Here is a 16054-nt window from a genome sequence, read left to right as displayed (position 1 = left end):
GGCCGCCGCCCTCGGCGGCCCCTGGTCACAACACGATCGGCAGCCGGTCGTACCCGCGTACGGTGCTGCTGTGCAGCCGCGCCGCCCGCTCGTGATCGACGTCCCAGACAGGGAAGCGGCGCAGCGTCTCCGCCAGGCCGACCCGCCCTTCGAGGCGGGCCAGGGCCGCGCCGAGACAGAAGTGGATGCCGAGGCCGAACGCGAGGTGCCCGTCGAAGTGGCGGCGCACGTCGAACCGATCGGCGCCGGCGAAGACGCGTTCGTCCCGGTTGGCCGCCCCGGTGAGCAGCAGGACCTTGGCGCCGGCCGGGATCGTCGTGCCGTGCAGCCGCACCTCGCGGGTGAGCGTGCGCCCCTGCACGGGGGACGGGGCCTCGTACCGCAGGATCTCCTCGACGGCGTTGCGCAGCAGCGAGGGGTCGGCGGCCAGCGCGGCACGCTGACCGGGATGCGCGGCGAGCAGCGCGCACGCCCAGCCGAGCAGCCGGGCCACCGTCTCGGTGCCGCCGCTGACCAGCAGCCCGGCGAAGTCGGCCGCCTCGCCGGTGGTGAGCCGCCGCACGCCCTCCCCGGTGGACACCTCGGCCTCGACCAGCGCGGTCATCAGGTCGTCGCGCGGGCTTCTGCGGCGGGCCTCGACCTGGTCGCAGAAGTACGCGTGCAGCCGCATCATGGCGGCGAAGGACACCTCGTTGACGACCCCTCTGCCCTCCTCGATGTGGAAGGCCCTGTCGATCTCCTCGCGCACCTCCTCGCGGTCCGCCGGGTCGACGCCGATCAGCTCCGAGATCACCCTCGACGGGAGCTGCACGGCGAAGTCCTGGACGTAGTCGAACCCGCCGCCGCCGACGTGCGGTTCGAGCAGCTCGGCGCAGAGCGCGCGGACGTAGTCCTCCAGCAGCGCGATCCGGCGGGGCGTGAACGCGCGGGAGACGAGCGTGCGCAGCGTCGTGTGCGCGGGCGGGTCCGTGAAGAGCATCATGCCGCCGCCCATCGGCTCGCTCGTCATGAGCTCCAGCACGGTGCCGTACGCGGAGCTGAAGGTGCGCGGATCCCGGCAGGCGGCCTCCACGTCCGCGTACCGGGACAGGGCGTGGAAACCGAGCTTGTCATTGTGGTAGACGGGCTGCTCGTCGCGCATCCTGCGCCACAGCGGATACGGGTCGAGGTCGATCGTCGGGTCGAACGGGTCCCAGTACAGTTCGGTCACGGCGGACCACCCCTCAGCTACTGAGCCTCACCATGCCAACGAGTCTGCGGGGGTGACGCCCTCCGGCGCCACCCCCCGTCATGGCCGCCCGTCAGGCGTTCATGTCGATCTTGTGCGAGCAGAGCTCCCTGCCCAGCCTGGCCGGGTTGCTGTCGGCCTTGCCGAAGTGCGCGGCGGCGGCGTCGAACCGCGCGGCCAGCGCGCTGCCGTCCGCCACCTCGACCAGCCCGCCGCTCTCGGTGGCCCAGGAGGAGTAGGTGTCGGAACGGTACTCCTGGCCGTAGAGCTGCGAGACGATGTCCTTCAGCCCGCCCTTGCCGTTGAACATGGCGTGCGAGCCCCACCCGACGTAGGCGCGCGGATACGCCAGCCCCCGGCCGACCGTGGTGCGGTCGTCCCCGCTGATGCTCTCCGCCCGGTCCCACGACAGGCCACGGTGCTTGCCGTGGGTGCTCATCAGGAACCAGGACCTGTCCCAGGTCCCGTTCGCGTCCTTGTTCCAGACGACCTCCACGTACTCGAAGTCGTGCGGGTGGCCGCCGCCCGCGAAGTAGCTCCTGGCCAGGTAGAGCGAGTAGACGACGCGGATCTCGTTCGCGTTGCAGTGCTTGGCGGTGTAGTAGGTCGGGAACGGCGTGCCGACCCGCGCGCAGCCGCTGTCGCTGTCGGGCCACGCGGTGACCTTCGCGCCGGCGGCGGGAGCGCCGTCGGCGCCGAAGGCCGGCTGGGGCCAGCAGGGGTCGTTGTTGTGGGCCCGGGCGAACAGCCAGAGGGGCGCCGACCAGTTGGCGAAGTCCCGCATCGACCAGCCGGCGGACTCAGTTCCCGCCTCGGCGGGCACCGAGGCGGCTGCCACGAACGCCAGGGAGGCAAGGACAAAGGTTGCGATGCGCCGCAACATGTGATGCTCCTTTCCGTGCAGCCGATCGGCGGCTGCACACGGGAGCTTGTACGGGGTGCGGCGCACGCCGAGTTCAGCGCTGAACTGCGTCCTTTTCCTCATTCGCGTTTCCGGCCAGGACACAGTGGGTGCCGGTGAAGATCGTCGGCATGCACTTGTTGCAGTGGACGCACAACGAGCGGGTGCCCGGCCGCTCGCGCAGCCGGTTGATCAGGTCGGGCTCGCGCAGCAGCGCGCGGGCCATGGCGACGAACTCGAAGCCCTCGGCCATCGCCAGGTCCATGGTGGCGCGCTCGCTGATGCCGCCGAGCAGCACGAGAGGCAGCTTCAGCGCGGCCCTGAACTGGCGGGCGGACTCCAGCAGGTACGCCTCCCGGTAGGGGTAGGCGCGGATGAACCGGCCGCCGGCCAGCCGGAGGCCCAGCCGTACGGGCTGCTTGAACGTGGCGGCGAACTCGGCGACCGGCGCGTCGCCCCGGAACAGGTACATCGGGTTCAGCAGGGAGCTGCCGGCGGTCAGCTCCAGGGCGTCGAGGCTGCCGTCGCGTTCGAGCCACCGGGCGACCTGGAGGCTCTCGTCCAGCCAGAGGCCGCCGGGCACGCCGTCGTCCATGTTGAGCTTGGCCAGGATCGCGATGCGGTCGCCGACGGCGTCGCGGACGGCGCGGGCCGCGCCGAGCGCGACCTTGGCCCGGTTGGCGAGCGAGCCGCCGTACTCGTCCTTGCGCCTGTTGAGCCTGGGGGAGAGGAACGCGCTGGCGAAGTAGTTGTGGCCGAGATGGATCTCCACGGCGTCGAAGCCCGCCTCGACGGCCAGCCTCGCGGCGGTGGCGTGCGCGGCCGTGACGCGCTCGATGTCGGCGACGGTCGCGCGCCGCGTCAGCCGCATCGCCTGCGGGTTGAACGACGCCGTCGGGGCCAGCGCGGGCAGCCGGGTGGATCTCGCGTTGGCCACCGGCCCCGCGTGGCCGAGCTGGGCGGAGACGGCAGCGCCCTCGGCGTGCACGGCGTCGGTGAGACGGCGCAGCCCGGGCAGGGCGTCCTGGCGCATCCAGAGCTGGTGCCGCTGGGTGCGGCCCTCGGGCGCGACGGCGCAGTAGGCGACGGTGGTCATGGCCGCGCCGCCGGCGGCGTGGGCACGGTGGAAGGCGATCAGGTCGTCGCTGACGAGGGCGCCTCTGGCCATGCCCTCGAAGGTGGCGGCCTTGATGACGCGGTTGCGCAGCGTGAGGGGGCCGAGTGCGGCCCGGTCGAACACGTCCATGGCAACCTCCCGGGTTGCGGTGTCCCTACCGGTCGATGGCGGTACGCCCATCAAAGCGCATGGCGCCCAGGGCGCGTTCGATGAGTTCGCCGGGGAACGGGGTGGCCCGGCTGGTGCCGTACAGGTGCCAGTAGAAGCCGTTCATGGCCGCGGCCACGGGCGCGTACCGGCGGATCGCCGCAGCCACGGCCGGCGGGGCGCCCTCCGGCTCCGCGCCCTCCGCGCACGCGCGCACGTACTCGTTGCGCCGGATCGGCAGGCCGCCCACCGGCACCGCCACCCCGCACACGGCGGTGACGAGCCAGTTGACCAGCCGCATCATCGCGTAACCGAGGTCGTGCGTGCGGTTGCGGTGCAGGAACTCGGCCTCCTGCTCCGACAGGTCGAAGCGGGAGGAGGTCGCCAGCCCGAAGTCGGTGAGGTAGAGGCGTTCGCCGTCGGTGAGAATGTTGCCGAAGTGGCCGTCGAAGTGCGTCAGCTCCTGGCCGTTCATGAAGGCCACGTCGGCCAGCATGCACGACTCCAGCAGGGCGCCCGCCGCCGCCGCGGCGTCCGGGCCTGCGGCGCGCCGGGCGGCGAGCCAGCCGCCGAGGTCGCGGGGGATGTACTCCTGGAACAGCACGACGGAGGCCGACGCGCCGGCGAGGGCGTGCAGCCGGTCGCGCACGCCCGGCGCTCCGTCCCAGTACCGGACGACGGCTTCCACGTCGGCGTGCTCGTCGGTGGGCGGCGGCGCGCCCGGCAGCACCCGCCAGTGATACAGCAGCGGGAAGGACGCCGTGCGCCCGGCCAGCACCCAGTCGGTCGTCATGACGCAGGCCGCCAGCTCACGCCACGCGCCGAAGCCCGGCGAGCCGAAGGCGGCGATCCCGTACTGGCAGACCGGCGGGATCCCGAACAGGTTCGCGGTCGACATCTCGTTGCCCGGCCGGCGCTCCAGGTCGGTCAGGGGGACACGCTTGGCGAAGACCGGCACGTCCTCGACGGTCAGCAGAGCCGAGGCGCCGCCGATGCCCGAGCCCAGCGGGCGCGCCCGCTCCAGCGACTCGGCGAGCCGCCGGTCGCTGAGGGACGCCAGCGCGCTCGCGACGTCGGCGTGGCGGCGGGCACGGGCCTCGTGCGACATGTCCATGTACGGGTCCCCTTCGTGGTCGCTCTACGCTGCGGCCTTCACCAGGTCACGGCCACGCGGCGGGGCCACCGCGCCCGTGGTCCGCGTCTCGTCCGCGTGGTCGTCGAGCCGCATCGCGTCCTTGAGGAAGCCGGTGCGCTCCTTCTCGAAGGCGGCCGACCCCGACGGCTCGTCGGACGGCTCGGCCGGGGTGCTCTCCGTGCCGCCGTCCATGCTGGGGATGATCTTACGCGCCCGGGGCACCAGCTTGGCGCAGATGCCGACCGGACGGCGCAGCCTCTGGTCGTATCCGCGCCAGACGGTGCCCGTCCCGCCCGAGCCGATCGGGTCGTCCTCCAGCACGTACCGACCGTCGGCGAGGCTGCGTGGCTCGGTCAGCCGGTGGGCTCGGTGCCCGGGTCTTCGTCGCCCTCGACCGGTTCCTCGCCGTCGTCCGCCACCTCGCGCCGCTCCTCCTCCGCCTTCGCCTCCGGGTCGGGCGGCGGCTCCACCGGCTCGGCGGGGATCGGCCGCGGCGTTTCCCGCACCTCGACCCCGGCCCGCGCGGCCAGCGTGTCCGACTCTCCGCAGACCTGGCCGATCGCGGGAGGCATCTCCTCGGGGCGTTTGTCATCCATGACCCCGCAACTGCCCCCGGCTTGACCGATCAAGCGTGACGGCCGGGCAGTGCGCCGCGGCGGAGCTTCAGGAGGCGGCGGGCTCGTGCGGCAGGGACGCGGCCGGGTGGTGATCGAGAACGTCGAGGATGGCCTCGGCCGTGCCAGGGTGGATGTTCAGCCGCGTCCACGCGCCGGTGATCCGCAGCAGCCGGGCCACGACCCCCTGGACGCCCGCCAGGTGCAGCGCCCCGCCCCGCTCACGCTGAACGGTGTGCAGCCTCTCCAGGACGCGTACGCCGTGGCTGTCCATGAACGTGAGCAGCCCGAGGTCGAGCACCACCGGCAGGCCGGGCAGCAGCCGCAGCCGGACATAGGTTTCCAGCCGGTCGGCGTTGGTGGCGTCGACCTCTCCGATCACGCTGATGAGCACGCCGCCGTCGAGCCGGTGGCAGCCCAGGGTGAGGGACGACGTGGCGGGCTCCAGGCTGCCGCCATGCCGGTGAGCGAGGTGCATGTGCGTGGAGTCCTTCCCGGGCGTGGAGGGGTTTGGGGTGTTACTGGTCCTCTCCTGAAGAGTAATACAGGAAATATGTTACCGGAAGCCGACTTCGTATGAACCGCTTCAGCGTACCGACGTGACCTGGTCGTAGAAGACGCCCAGCCGGTCGATGCGCCAGAGCTGGCCGTACACGATGAGGGTCGCGCCGAACACGGTCGGCCAGACCATCAGCGCGATCAGCCCCCACACCAGCAGGGCGAGCCCGGCGAGCGCGCCGGCCGTACAGAAGCGCTGGACGACCGCGAACCCGGCGGGCATCCGCGAGCGGTCCGCCAGCCACAGCCGCTCGCCGTAGATGCCCCGCGACGACCAGGCGACCGGCCGGTCGATCGGCGGGAAGGCGTGCGGGTTGGCCCACAGCCACAGCACGACCAGCGCCAGCGGCAGCAGCGCCCACCAGCCGATCCACGCGCGGCTCCAGATCGCCAGGATGGCGAGCGGGATGGCGGCGAAGCGCGTCCAGACGCTCCACGGGTTGGCGTGACGCTTCCACGCCTCCTCGCTCATCCCGGCCATCCGCGCGTACCTGTCCAGAACGCTCATGCGAGCATCCCCCTTGCCAGAGTTCTGATGGTGGCGTCGAGCACCTGCTCGTAGGCGGGGCCGAAGCGGTCGCGGTTGACGACGACGAGGCCCGCGGCGCGGATCACCCCGGCGAGGGTCTCGGCCGGGATGTCCGCGACCAGGACGCCGGCGCGCTGCCCGGCGGACAGGTAGTCGAGCAGCGGCGTGACGAGCCGCGGGGTCACGCGGGCGATCTGCTCGGGGCCGACGCGCCTGGTGACCGCCTCCAGCTCGTCCGGCCTGGTGAGGAGGCGCCGGTAGAGCGGGTCGCCGGTGAGCACGCCGGTGATGGCGCGCATGACGGCGACCAGGCTCTCCTCGCCGGGCGGGACGGCGAGCGCCGCCGTGAGCCCGGCGGTCACCCGTGGGGCGCGGCGGAGCATGACCTCCAGGTAGAGCGACTCCTTGGAGTCGAAGAAGGCGTAGAAGCTGCCCTTGGCGATGCCCGCCGGGCCCACCAGCTCGTCCAGCGAGGTCTTCTTCAGACCTTGCGAGGTGAACAGCTCCTCGCCGACGTCGAGCAGCACGCCCGTGATGCGTGCTTTTTCTTCGGACGTGAACGCGACTGCCAAGCTATGACTCCTTCAGTCATTTGTTCATAGCCTAGCAGGGAGGCCCCTGTTACCGCTCGATCATCCGCATCTGCGCCTCGTTGTGGTGCCCGCCCGCGGCCGGAGGCAGGCTGTCGAGCTTCGCCAGTTGCTCGGCGGTCAAAGTGAGGCCGTCGGCTGCCGCGTTCTCCTCCAGCCGGGAGACCCGCTTGGTGCCCGGGATGGGAGCGATGTCGTCGCCCTTGCTCAGCAGCCAGGCGATCGCGACCTGCGCGGGCGTCGCACCGGCCTCGGCGGCGATCGCCTGCACCTCGTCGGCCAGCGCGAGGTTGCGCCGGAAGTTCTCGCCGGTGAAGCGGGGGTTGGTGGCGCGGAAGTCGTCCGGGCCGAAGTCGCTCTCGGAGCGGATCGCGCCGGTCAGGAAGCCGTGGCCGAGCGGCGAGTAGGCGACCAGGCCGATGCCCAGCTCGCGCAGCAGCGGCAGCACCTCCTCCTGGTCGCGCGTCCACAGCGAGTACTCCGACTGCAGCGCGGCGATCGGGTGGACGGCGTGGGCGCGGCGGATGGTGTCCAGCCACGCCTCCGACAGGCCGATGTGCCGGACCTTCCCTTGCTGCACGAGGTCGGCGACCGCGCCGATGGTGTCCTCGATCGGGGTCTTCGGGTCCACCCGGTGCTGGTAGTACAGGTCGATGTGGTCGGTGCCCAGGCGCCTGAGCGAGCCCTCGACGGCCCTGCGGATGTTGGCGGGGCTGCTGTCCAGGTTCCACGGTCCGTCGCCGGCGTGGGAGACCAGGCCGTACTTGGTGGCGATGACCGCCTGGTCGCGGCGGCCCTTCAACGCCTTGCCGAGGAGCTCCTCGTTGACGTACGGGCCGTAGATCTCGGCGGTGTCGAGGAACGTGACGCCCAGGTCGAGGGCGCGGTGGATGGTACGGATGGACTCGGCGTCGTCGCTGCCCGCACCGGTGTAGCCGTGGGACATGCCCATGCAGCCCAGCCCGATGCGGGAGACGTCCAGATCGCCCAGCTTGATGTGCTTCATGATCACCTTTCGGGGTCAGCGCCCGTCCGGGGCGTTGAGGTCCTGGGTGGCCGCCCAGCTCGCCAGCATCCGCAGCCCGTCGGCGGCCGGCGTGCCGGTGGCGGCCGTGTACACGTTGAGGATCAGGCCGGGCTCGGACGTCAGCTCCATCGACTCGAAGTCCAGATCGAGGCGGCCGACGACCGGATGGCGCAGCCGCTTGCGGCCACTGCGGTGGAACCGCACGTCGTGGGAGGCCCAGCGCTGCCTGAACACCCCGCTGCGGGTGGAGAGCTCGCCGACCAGCTCGATCAGGTCCGGGTCGTACGGGTTGCGGCCCGCCTCCAGGCGGAGCATCGCGGCGGCGTCGCAGGCGATCCTGTCCCAGTCGACGAAGAACTCGGGGGCGGTCTCGTCGAGGTAGAGGAAGCGGGTGGTGTTCGGGGGGTGGCGCGGGGTGGCCAGGATGGGGGCGTAGAGGGCTCGGGCCAGGCGGTTCGTCGCCAGGATGTCGTGACGGCCGTTGCGCACCCAGGCGGGCGCGTCGGTGATCGCGTCCAGCACCTGCTGCACCGCGGGCCCCACGCCGGTCGGCGACCTGCGGCCCCGCCGGGCACCGGAACCGGCCGGCGGCGCGTTGTCGCGGCGGGCACCCGAATCGGTCGGGGGCGTGCCGTCGCGGCGGGCACCCGAACCGGTCCCGGGCGTGCCGTCGCGGCGGGCACCCGAACCGGTCCCGGGCGTGTCGTCACGCGGGGCGCCGGGACCGGGCGGCGGCGCGCCGGCGTGCCTGGCGCTGGGACCGGACGCGCGGGCCAGGGCGAACAGGTGCTCGTGCTCCGCCTCGTCCAGTTGCAGGGCGCGGGCCAAGGCGTCCAGCACGCTGTCGGAGGCGCCGGCCAGGTTCCCCCGCTCCATCCGGACGTAGTAGTCGATGGACACCCCCGCCAGCATCGCGACCTCCTCCCGCCGCAACCCCTTGACCCGGCGGTTGCCGCCGTAGGCGGGCAGCCCCGCCTGCTGCGGCGTGATGCGCGCCCGCCGCGAGCTGAGGAACTCACGAACCTCGGCACGAAGATCGATCCTGCCCATGCCTCCAGCGTATGCACATCGGCCCAGGTGAAGGAGGTAAGGCCAGTACCCCCCGGCGCGCCCGGTGCCCGTAGGATGGCCCGCCAGCGTCAACCTCGCACGACAGGAGAGGCACCAGCACCATGGCGAACCGGGACGCCACCGCACTCGACGACCCGGTGGGCGCGTCCCTGCGCGGCCACCACGCCCACCTCGCCCGCCGCCTCGGCAGGGCCGCCACGTACCAGCCGGGGGTGGCGACGTTCTCGGCGGTGAGCGCCGACCCGGACCCACAGGAGTGGGCCGACCTCGCCCGGCTGCTCGGCCGCGGCGAGGTGGCCGACATGTTCAGCTCCACGGCGGTGCCCCCGCCGGACTGGGAGCCGGTCTTCAGCCTGGCAGGCCGCCAGCTCATCTGGACGGGCCCCGCCCGCGTCCCAGCCGCGAACGGGGTAACCGAACTCGGCTCGGACGACGTGCCCGAGATGCTCGACCTCGTCACCCAGGCCAAACCGGGGCCGTTCTGGCCGCGTACCCGCGAACTCGGCACCTACCTCGGCGTCCGCGAGGGGGACAGGCTGGTGGCGATGGCGGGTGAGCGGCTGCGGCCGGAGGGACACACCGAGATCAGCGCCGTCTGCACCGCACCCGAGTCGCGGGGGCGAGGCTACGCGGCCCGGCTGGTCGGCGCGCTCGTCGAGCGGATCACGGCACGCGGCGAACGACCCTTCCTCCACGTGGCCGAGGCGAACACCGGGGCGATCGCCTTGTACGAACGACTCGGGTTCGAGACGCGCCGCCCTGTGACCTTCCGGGGGTATCGCATCCCCTGATCCCGCGGGTCAAGGCTGCTGGCTATGTCGCTGACCTCCTGTTTCTCCTCCGATGGGGGGCGGTGCGAGGGGAAGGGAGACCGCGGGTCGCGGACAGCTGTAGAGGTCGGACGTCATGGCGAGGCTGGCGTGCCGCAGCCTCGCCGAGGTGATCTTCATGTCGTTGCCCGCGGCGAGCGACAGCGTGGCCGCGCCGTGACGCAGATCGTACAGCCGGATCGGTGGCAGCCCGGCAGCGAAGGCTGGGCGGTGGCGCCGTACGGCTTCTTGCCTGTGCCGCTTCACGTCCTCGACCAGCGGCGGAACCAGTGGCGGCGGGTCCGGAAGAACGTCACCAGGAACATCACCTGGATGCCGCCCTCGACCAGGATGAGCAGCGCCGCATCGACCGCGGCGAGGGCGGGACCGCCGTGGAACCCGGCCCACAGGGCCGTCAGCGCGTGAGTCAGCCCGCTGATGATGATCGGGGCGCCGTAGAAGGCGAAGACCGTCAGGGTGATGGAGCTGCCCAGGGCGAGGGCGACGGCGTAGATCCGTACGGCGCGGCGCTCGTGCGCGGCGAGGTCGCCGGTGGGGTCGCCGGTGGGGTCGCCGGTGGGGTCGCCGGTGGGGTCGGCCGACGGCGGGTCGGGCTTTCTGAAGGGGGTGAGTGCCTTGGCGAGCAGGTAGCGGACGTAGCGCAGACCGTCGCCGAACAGGTCCTTGCACCGCAGCAGGTCGCGGAGCACGAAGTAGAGGTCGGTCCGCATGTAGATCTGTGCCTGCAGGGGCAGGCACAGCAGCGTGGTCAGGATGAAGGCCCGCAGCAGAGCCTCGGCCGGATCGGGCAGCGGCAGGTACGCGACGGCCAGCAGCATCGTCGCGATGAGCAGCACGTCGGAGGCCATTCCGGCCAGATACACGCGGTAGCGGTGCCGCCGGGGAACTCCCCAGATGGCGCTCACGTCTGTCTGCACGACGAGATAGTGCAGCCGGGTGCCGAACCCGATCCGCGCCGGCGCGCCGAGCGAACGCGCCGCGATCAGGTGCATCATCTCGTGCACGCTCGCGACGACGGAGAAGAACGCCGTGTTGACCAGCACGGACAGGCCGGTGTACCCGCTCCAGAAGAAGTCCTGGTGGCGGGGGAACAGACCGGGCTCGGCCAGCACGGTCAGCGCCGCGGCCGCGACGACGGCGAGCCAGAGCAGCTTCATCGGCCGGGCGAAGACCCATCGCACGTGCCGCTCGGTGATGCCCTCGAAGTGGCCGGCCACCGGCGCGGACGCCGGTCCGGGCAGCGGGATCCCGTCGATCTCCGCCACGAAGTCCAGGTCGGCCAGCGACTCCACGAAGTCGGCCACGTCCAATTCGACGTCGTGCTCGGCGGCGACGGCGGCTTCGACCTCCGCGACCGGCCGTCCCTCGCCGAGCAGGCGGATCACCGCCCCGCACACCGCGGGCAGCTCGACGAACTCGCCGAGGTCGGCGCGGCCGACGATGATCGCTTCCGGGTCGTCGTCGTCGGGACGGACGACGAGAGGGTGGAGCCGTACGACGCTGCCCGCGCCGACCTCGGCCGCCTGGGTGCTCACGTGCTCACCGTGCTCCCGGCCCGCAGACCGGGCACTCCTCGTCACGCGGGACGTCGATGAAGTACTGGTGGTCCCACACGGCCAGGTTCCAGTGGAAGACCCTGCCGCGGGTCTGCGCCGGCAGGCCGCCGAGCTGGTACAGCACCTCCAGCGCGCACAGGTGGCCGCTGATGTTCGCGCTGGCCGCGACCACCGCGTTCGGCCGCGACTCGGGCAGCAGCCGCCCGAGCTCCTTCTCCTTGCGCGCCTCCTCCTGCCGATCGAGGCAGGCCCAGCAGCCCGTCTCCCCCGGTACGAACGAGCCCACGACGACCATCGGCCCGGTGTACAGGCTCATGAACCACGGGGTGCCGGTGCGCAGGGCCGCCTCGTTGGTCCACTGGACGATCTCCGGGTGCGGCTCGTCCGCGCACAGGACGAACAGGTCGCAGCCGGCCATCAGCTCCACGACGTCGCCGGGGCCGGTCACCTTGGTCTCGCTTTCGGTCACGAGGACCGCGCCGTTCATGGCCCGCAGCCGTGCGGCCGCCTGGCCGACCTTGGACCTGCCCACGTCCGTCTCGGCGTACAGGAGCTGGCGGGTCAGGTTCGACTCCTCGACGCTGTCGAAGTCGGCCAGCCGCAGCGCCCCGATGCCGCTCGACACCAGCCCCGCCGCGACGGCCGATCCGGTGCCGCCCACGCCGAGCAGGCTCACCCGCGCTTGCTTGATCCTGGACTGGACGTCGTGCGGCGACGTGCGCGGCGCGGTGTCGATCCAGCCGAAGAAGTGGCGGGCCGACTCGTATCTGGCGATCTCCCGTTCGCTGAGATTCGCCGGTACGGGTGCGCCGGCGTCCTCGACGAAGCCGCTGTCGACCAGGTCCTCGATGACGGCGCGCACGCTGTCGTCGTCCACCCCGGGATGGGTCTTGCCGAAGTCGGCGCAGATGTCGCCGACGGTCCTGGTGCCGTCCATCAGGGTCAGGATCGCGGCGATGCTGCCGTCCTCGTCATCGTCTATCTCGGAGGCCACGCCGAACTGGGACAGCCCGATGACGATGCGGTTGCCGGGCAGCACGAACGGCTGGTGCACCCGTTTCACCCTGGGCAGACGCACTCGGCCACCCTCTCCTTCACGCGATGGAAGCGGAACCGGCCCGGCGATGGCCGGGCCGGTCCCGCGTGATCGTGAATCAGCCGCTGGCTCCGCCGCGGTTGATGGTGGTTTCGATCTTCTCAAGCTTCCTGATCTTGACCTCGAGCTTCTTCTTCTTCATCGACATCTCCTCGCTCTCGATCTCGAACCCGGCGGCTCCGAGGACGACCGGTGCAAGCATCCGGCGGAACATAAGTCCCGCTCGTCACCGCCTTAACATCCAAGATCATCACATGGGGCAAGCGTGGCGGTCAATGCGAATGCTCCCGAATCAGCCTCGTCCGGACCATCCATCCTCATCGACCGCGCCCCGACCCAACGGCGTCACCCGGACGAAAGGCTCAGTGCGCTGGTTCAGGACATAGGAAACCCATGGCGCAAGACCAGAGAAACTTCAACTGACCTCATAGGAGCCCAGCCACAGGCCCCATCTCCGTCCTGCCCTCGTTGCCCGGCCGGTGCGTGCCGCCCTGCCCATCGGTCAAGAGCACTGGACGACGATGCCCTCCATCACACCCACCGCAGGAGACGAAGTCGTCGGCGGTGTCAACACCCACCAAGACACCCACACCGCCGCCGTGATCGACCGAGTCGGCCGGAATCGTGGGGCGGCGAGGGCATCACTCCAGGGTTACAAGCTCGCCTCCTCTCCTGACGTGGAGACCGAACCGGGCGAGTCCGGGTTGTCTTGGGGCGAGCAAGGCGGCCGTCAGGTTCTCCTGCCCTGCACGGCGGCGAGGGTGACGAGCTCGCTGAGCTTGGTGCGCAGGGGCATGGTGCCGGCCGGGTCGAGTTCGTCGAGCAGGGCGCGGGCCCGGCGCAGTGTGCCGAGGGCCGCTGCCAGGTGATGCGCGGAGATCTGCGCGTCGGCCAGCGCGAGCAGCGTCTCTGTCTGCTTGAAGCGCTGCTCGTCCGAGAACAGGGCCAGGGCGCGTTCGTAGTAGCCGATGGCCTGTTCATGGTGTCCGAGACGGAGGCTGATGTAGCCGAGACTGTCCAGCGAGTAGGCCTGCCCAGGATGGCCGAGCTCCTGCTGGATGGCGAGCGCCTCGGCGCAATGGCGCAGCGCCTGTTGGTGTTCTCCGCGTTGGGCGTGTATCCAGCCGATGTTGTTGAGGCAGCGAGCCTCCTCGGCGCGATGGCCGGCGGCGCGGACGAGGGCGAGCGCCTGTTCCGCGTGGCTGATCGCGTCCAGGTCGCCGTCCGCCCCCAGCCGCCCCAGAAAGGCATGGACGTTCGCCTGACCGAGCTCATCGCTGACCTCGCGGTAAAGGTCGATGGCGGCCAGCAGGTGGGTGTGAGCGGCCGCGGTGTTCATCAGTTCGACATATGCCTGGCCGAGGCCGAAGTGAGCGTGCGCCTGACCGGCTCGGTCAGCCTGACGGGTCGCGGCGGCCAGCGCGATCCGGGACACGCTCACTTGGTCGTTGAAGTGGCCCTGCTGGTAGAGGAAGAGCCGCATGGCGTAGGCCAGTTGCCAGACATGCGTGTCGAGGTTGACGGCAGCGGCCTTCCGGATCGTCATGAGGAGCGTGCGACGTTCGCGACGGAACCAGGCCAGCGCTTGCCGGCGGTCGGCGAACGTCTGCGGGACCACGGCCGACTGCGTGACCGGTGGCGTAAGGGGAGTGCGGTGATAGGACTGGAGTCTCTGGTTGCCGTTCAGGGCGGCGTGCAGGTAATGGTCGAGCAGCCGGCGGAACGCGGCGTGCCGCTCGGCGGGAGAGTCCTCGGCGTGCGCCTGCTCTCGGGCATAGGTCCACAGCAGGTCGTGGCTGGTGTATCTGCCGGGCGCGGCCTCGTTGAGGAGCTGCGTCCGATGCAGTTCGGCCAGCAGCCGCCGGGTCCGCGGCACGGGAACGTCCGCCAGGTTGGCGGCGGCCGCCGTGTCGATCTCGAGCCCCTCGCGCAGGCCCAGTAACCGGAACAGGCGTGCGGCCTCCGGAGTGAGCGCGCGGTAGGACCAGGAGAACACCGAACGGACGTCGCTGCGTGGTTCACCGCCGTCGAAGGCGTCGAGGCCGAGGTCCGGGAGCAGCGAGGCCAAGGGGAAACCGGGCCGGGCGGCCGCGCGGGCCGCCAGGATGGTCAGGGCGAGCGGCAGCCCGGCGCACCTGCGGATGACGTCGGCCACCGACTCGCGCTGGGCGGCCACATATTCCTCTCCCAGACATCGCTCCAGCAGTTCGCCGGCCTGGACGTCGGGGAACGGGGTCAGCGACACGCGGCGGGCCCCGTGGACGGTGATGAGGTCCGTGAGCTCGACCCGGCTGGTCACCAGGGTCAGGCAGCCGGGCGAGGTGGGCAGCAGGTGGTGCACCTGGCTGGAGTCGCGGGCGTTGTCCAGGAGAATCAGCATCCGCCGGCCGGCCAGCAGGCTCCGGTAGAGCCCTACCTGCGCCTGGAAAGCCGCGGGTATCTGATGGTCGGGCACCTTCAGCACCCCGAGCAGGATCCGCAGCACCTCCACCGGCGAAAGCGGGCGCGCGGCGGGCCCGAATCCTCGGAGGTCCACGTACACGTGCCCGTCTTGAAAGCGGTCGGCCACCTGGTGGGCCCAGTGCACGGCCAGCGCGGTCTTGCCGATGCCGCCCGTGCCGATGATGACGCCGACGGGAACGGCTCGCGAGGGCCCCTCGTCCCCAGCGGGCAGCAAGCTGTCGAGAGCCGCCAGCTCTGCCTGCCGGCCGGTGAAGTGGGCGACGCGGGCAGGCAACTGCCTCGGCACGACGCCGGGGGTGGCCGGCGGAAGGGCTTGTTCCAGCGGCGGCTCCTGCCCGTCGAGGATCGCCCGATGAGCCCTCTGCAGTTCCTCCCCGGGCTCGATGCCGAACTCCTCGACGAAGCGCTTGCGCACCCGTTGGAACGTCGACAACGCATCGACCCGGCGGCCGCACCGGTGCATCGCGCTCAGCAGCAGACAGGCCAGACGCTCTCGCAGCGGGAAGTCGGCGACCAGCGCCGACACCTCGTCGACGATCTCCCAGTGCCGCCCCAGCAGCAGGTCCAGCGCGATGCGGCGCTCCAGCGCGGCAAGGCGTTCCTCCTCGAGATTCGGCGCCACGATGTCGGGCAACCAGCTTCCCGCGACGTCCGGCAACGGGGCTCCGCGCCACAGCCGCAGCCCGGAGCACAGGAGCTCGTGCGCCTTGGCCGGCTCGCACCGTCCCGCGAGGCCGACCAGGTCACGGAAGCGATGCAGGTCGATCGTCTTGCGGTCGGCCGCCAGGCAGTAGCCCTGCGGGGAGGTGGTGAGCACGGCCTGGGGCGCACCCATCCCGGCCGAGACCAGGACGCGGCGAATTCGCGACACGCAGCCTTGCACCGCGTTGCGCGCCAAGGAGGGCGGATCTGCCCCCCACAACGACATGATCAGCCGATCGACGGGCACCGGGCGTCCGGCTTCCAGCAGCAACATCGCCAGCACGGTGCGCTGCTGGGCGGCAGCCGGCCCCAGCCGATGATCACCCTGCCAGATGCCTACAGGGCCGAGCAGGCGGAAATGCGGAGCCTGGCCGAGGTCGTCGGCGCCCTTCCCTGGCGGAGCCGGGAACAAGATCGGCATCACGGGGGGACCTTATACCCGGCTCAGCGCGAAATCAGCGCCGTCTCAGCGGATCGCGTTCTGCTGTTG

Annotated in this window: 16 protein-coding genes; 1 reads left to right on the top strand and 15 read right to left on the bottom strand. The window is 71.3% G+C overall.

What is annotated here, in order from left to right; translation table 11 throughout:
• Window positions 1-25: 25 nt before the first annotated feature.
• From ABD331_RS35895 to ABD331_RS35845, 11 genes are all read right to left on the bottom strand, one after another.
• Window positions 26-1210, bottom strand: coding sequence for a cytochrome P450 (locus tag ABD331_RS35895; protein WP_344485035.1), 1185 nt, complete (start codon window positions 1208-1210; stop codon window positions 26-28).
• 91 nt (window positions 1211-1301) lie between these two features.
• Window positions 1302-2111 carry an NPP1 family protein gene (locus ABD331_RS35890; protein WP_344485032.1) on the bottom strand — a complete coding sequence of 270 codons (810 nt, stop codon included), beginning with the start codon at window positions 2109-2111 and terminating at the stop codon, window positions 1302-1304.
• Between the two features lie 73 nt (window positions 2112-2184).
• Entirely contained in the window at window positions 2185-3375 is a 1191-nt protein-coding gene (locus tag ABD331_RS35885) for an NADH:flavin oxidoreductase (protein ID WP_344485029.1), read from the bottom strand.
• 25 nt (window positions 3376-3400) lie between these two features.
• The gene (locus ABD331_RS35880) at window positions 3401-4507 is read right to left on the bottom strand and encodes a serine/threonine protein phosphatase (protein ID WP_344485026.1); all 1107 of its coding nucleotides are present in this window, start codon (window positions 4505-4507) and stop codon (window positions 3401-3403) included.
• Between the two features lie 24 nt (window positions 4508-4531).
• A complete protein-coding gene (locus tag ABD331_RS35875) occupies window positions 4532-4849 on the bottom strand; it encodes a hypothetical protein (protein ID WP_344485024.1) in 318 nt (105 codons plus the stop codon).
• Between the two features lie 32 nt (window positions 4850-4881).
• Window positions 4882-5124: a hypothetical protein gene (locus ABD331_RS35870; RefSeq protein WP_344485021.1), complete on the bottom strand. Its 243-nt coding sequence runs from the start codon at window positions 5122-5124 to the stop codon at window positions 4882-4884.
• A 67-nt stretch (window positions 5125-5191) separates the two neighbouring features.
• Entirely contained in the window at window positions 5192-5620 is a 429-nt protein-coding gene (locus ABD331_RS35865) for an STAS domain-containing protein (protein WP_344485018.1), read from the bottom strand.
• 108 nt (window positions 5621-5728) lie between these two features.
• Complete coding sequence (locus tag ABD331_RS35860; protein ID WP_344485015.1) at window positions 5729-6208, bottom strand: DUF6653 family protein; 480 nt, start codon at window positions 6206-6208, stop codon at window positions 5729-5731.
• Window positions 6205-6801, bottom strand: a complete 597-nt coding sequence (locus ABD331_RS35855) for a TetR/AcrR family transcriptional regulator (RefSeq protein WP_344485012.1) — start codon at window positions 6799-6801, stop codon at window positions 6205-6207. The genes ABD331_RS35860 and ABD331_RS35855 overlap by 4 nt, the downstream gene beginning before the upstream one ends.
• Window positions 6802-6850: 49 nt before the next feature.
• A complete protein-coding gene (locus tag ABD331_RS35850; RefSeq protein WP_344485009.1) occupies window positions 6851-7825 on the bottom strand; it encodes an aldo/keto reductase in 975 nt (324 codons plus the stop codon).
• Between the two features lie 15 nt (window positions 7826-7840).
• Entirely contained in the window at window positions 7841-8896 is a 1056-nt protein-coding gene (locus tag ABD331_RS35845; RefSeq protein ID WP_425566120.1) for a helix-turn-helix transcriptional regulator, read from the bottom strand.
• A 122-nt stretch (window positions 8897-9018) separates the two neighbouring features.
• Here ABD331_RS35845 and ABD331_RS35840 point away from each other — a divergent pair, with 122 nt between their 5' ends.
• Window positions 9019-9708 (top strand): GNAT family N-acetyltransferase, encoded by a 690-nt coding sequence (locus ABD331_RS35840; protein ID WP_344485006.1) that lies wholly within the window; start codon window positions 9019-9021, stop codon window positions 9706-9708.
• A 281-nt stretch (window positions 9709-9989) separates the two neighbouring features.
• Here ABD331_RS35840 and ABD331_RS35835 read toward each other — a convergent pair whose 3' ends face one another.
• The 4 genes from ABD331_RS35835 to ABD331_RS35820 form a co-directional block, all read right to left on the bottom strand.
• On the bottom strand, window positions 9990-11282 hold the full coding sequence (locus tag ABD331_RS35835) for a hypothetical protein (protein WP_344485003.1): 1293 nt from the start codon (window positions 11280-11282) through the stop codon (window positions 9990-9992).
• A gap of 4 nt (window positions 11283-11286) precedes the next feature.
• Window positions 11287-12381, bottom strand: a complete 1095-nt coding sequence (locus ABD331_RS35830; RefSeq protein ID WP_344484999.1) for a TOMM precursor leader peptide-binding protein — start codon at window positions 12379-12381, stop codon at window positions 11287-11289.
• A gap of 76 nt (window positions 12382-12457) precedes the next feature.
• Window positions 12458-12601, bottom strand: coding sequence for a hypothetical protein (locus ABD331_RS35825; protein ID WP_344484997.1), 144 nt, complete (start codon window positions 12599-12601; stop codon window positions 12458-12460).
• Window positions 12602-13129: 528 nt separating this feature from the next.
• A complete protein-coding gene (locus ABD331_RS35820; RefSeq protein WP_344484994.1) occupies window positions 13130-15985 on the bottom strand; it encodes an AfsR/SARP family transcriptional regulator in 2856 nt (951 codons plus the stop codon).
• Window positions 15986-16054 lie beyond the last annotated feature (69 nt).

It is taken from the genome of Nonomuraea monospora (assembly GCF_039531895.1).
Lineage (GTDB): Bacteria > Actinomycetota > Actinomycetes > Streptosporangiales > Streptosporangiaceae > Nonomuraea > Nonomuraea monospora.
Note: the sequence above shows the minus strand (reverse complement) of the source record. Positions and strands in the feature narration are given on the sequence as shown.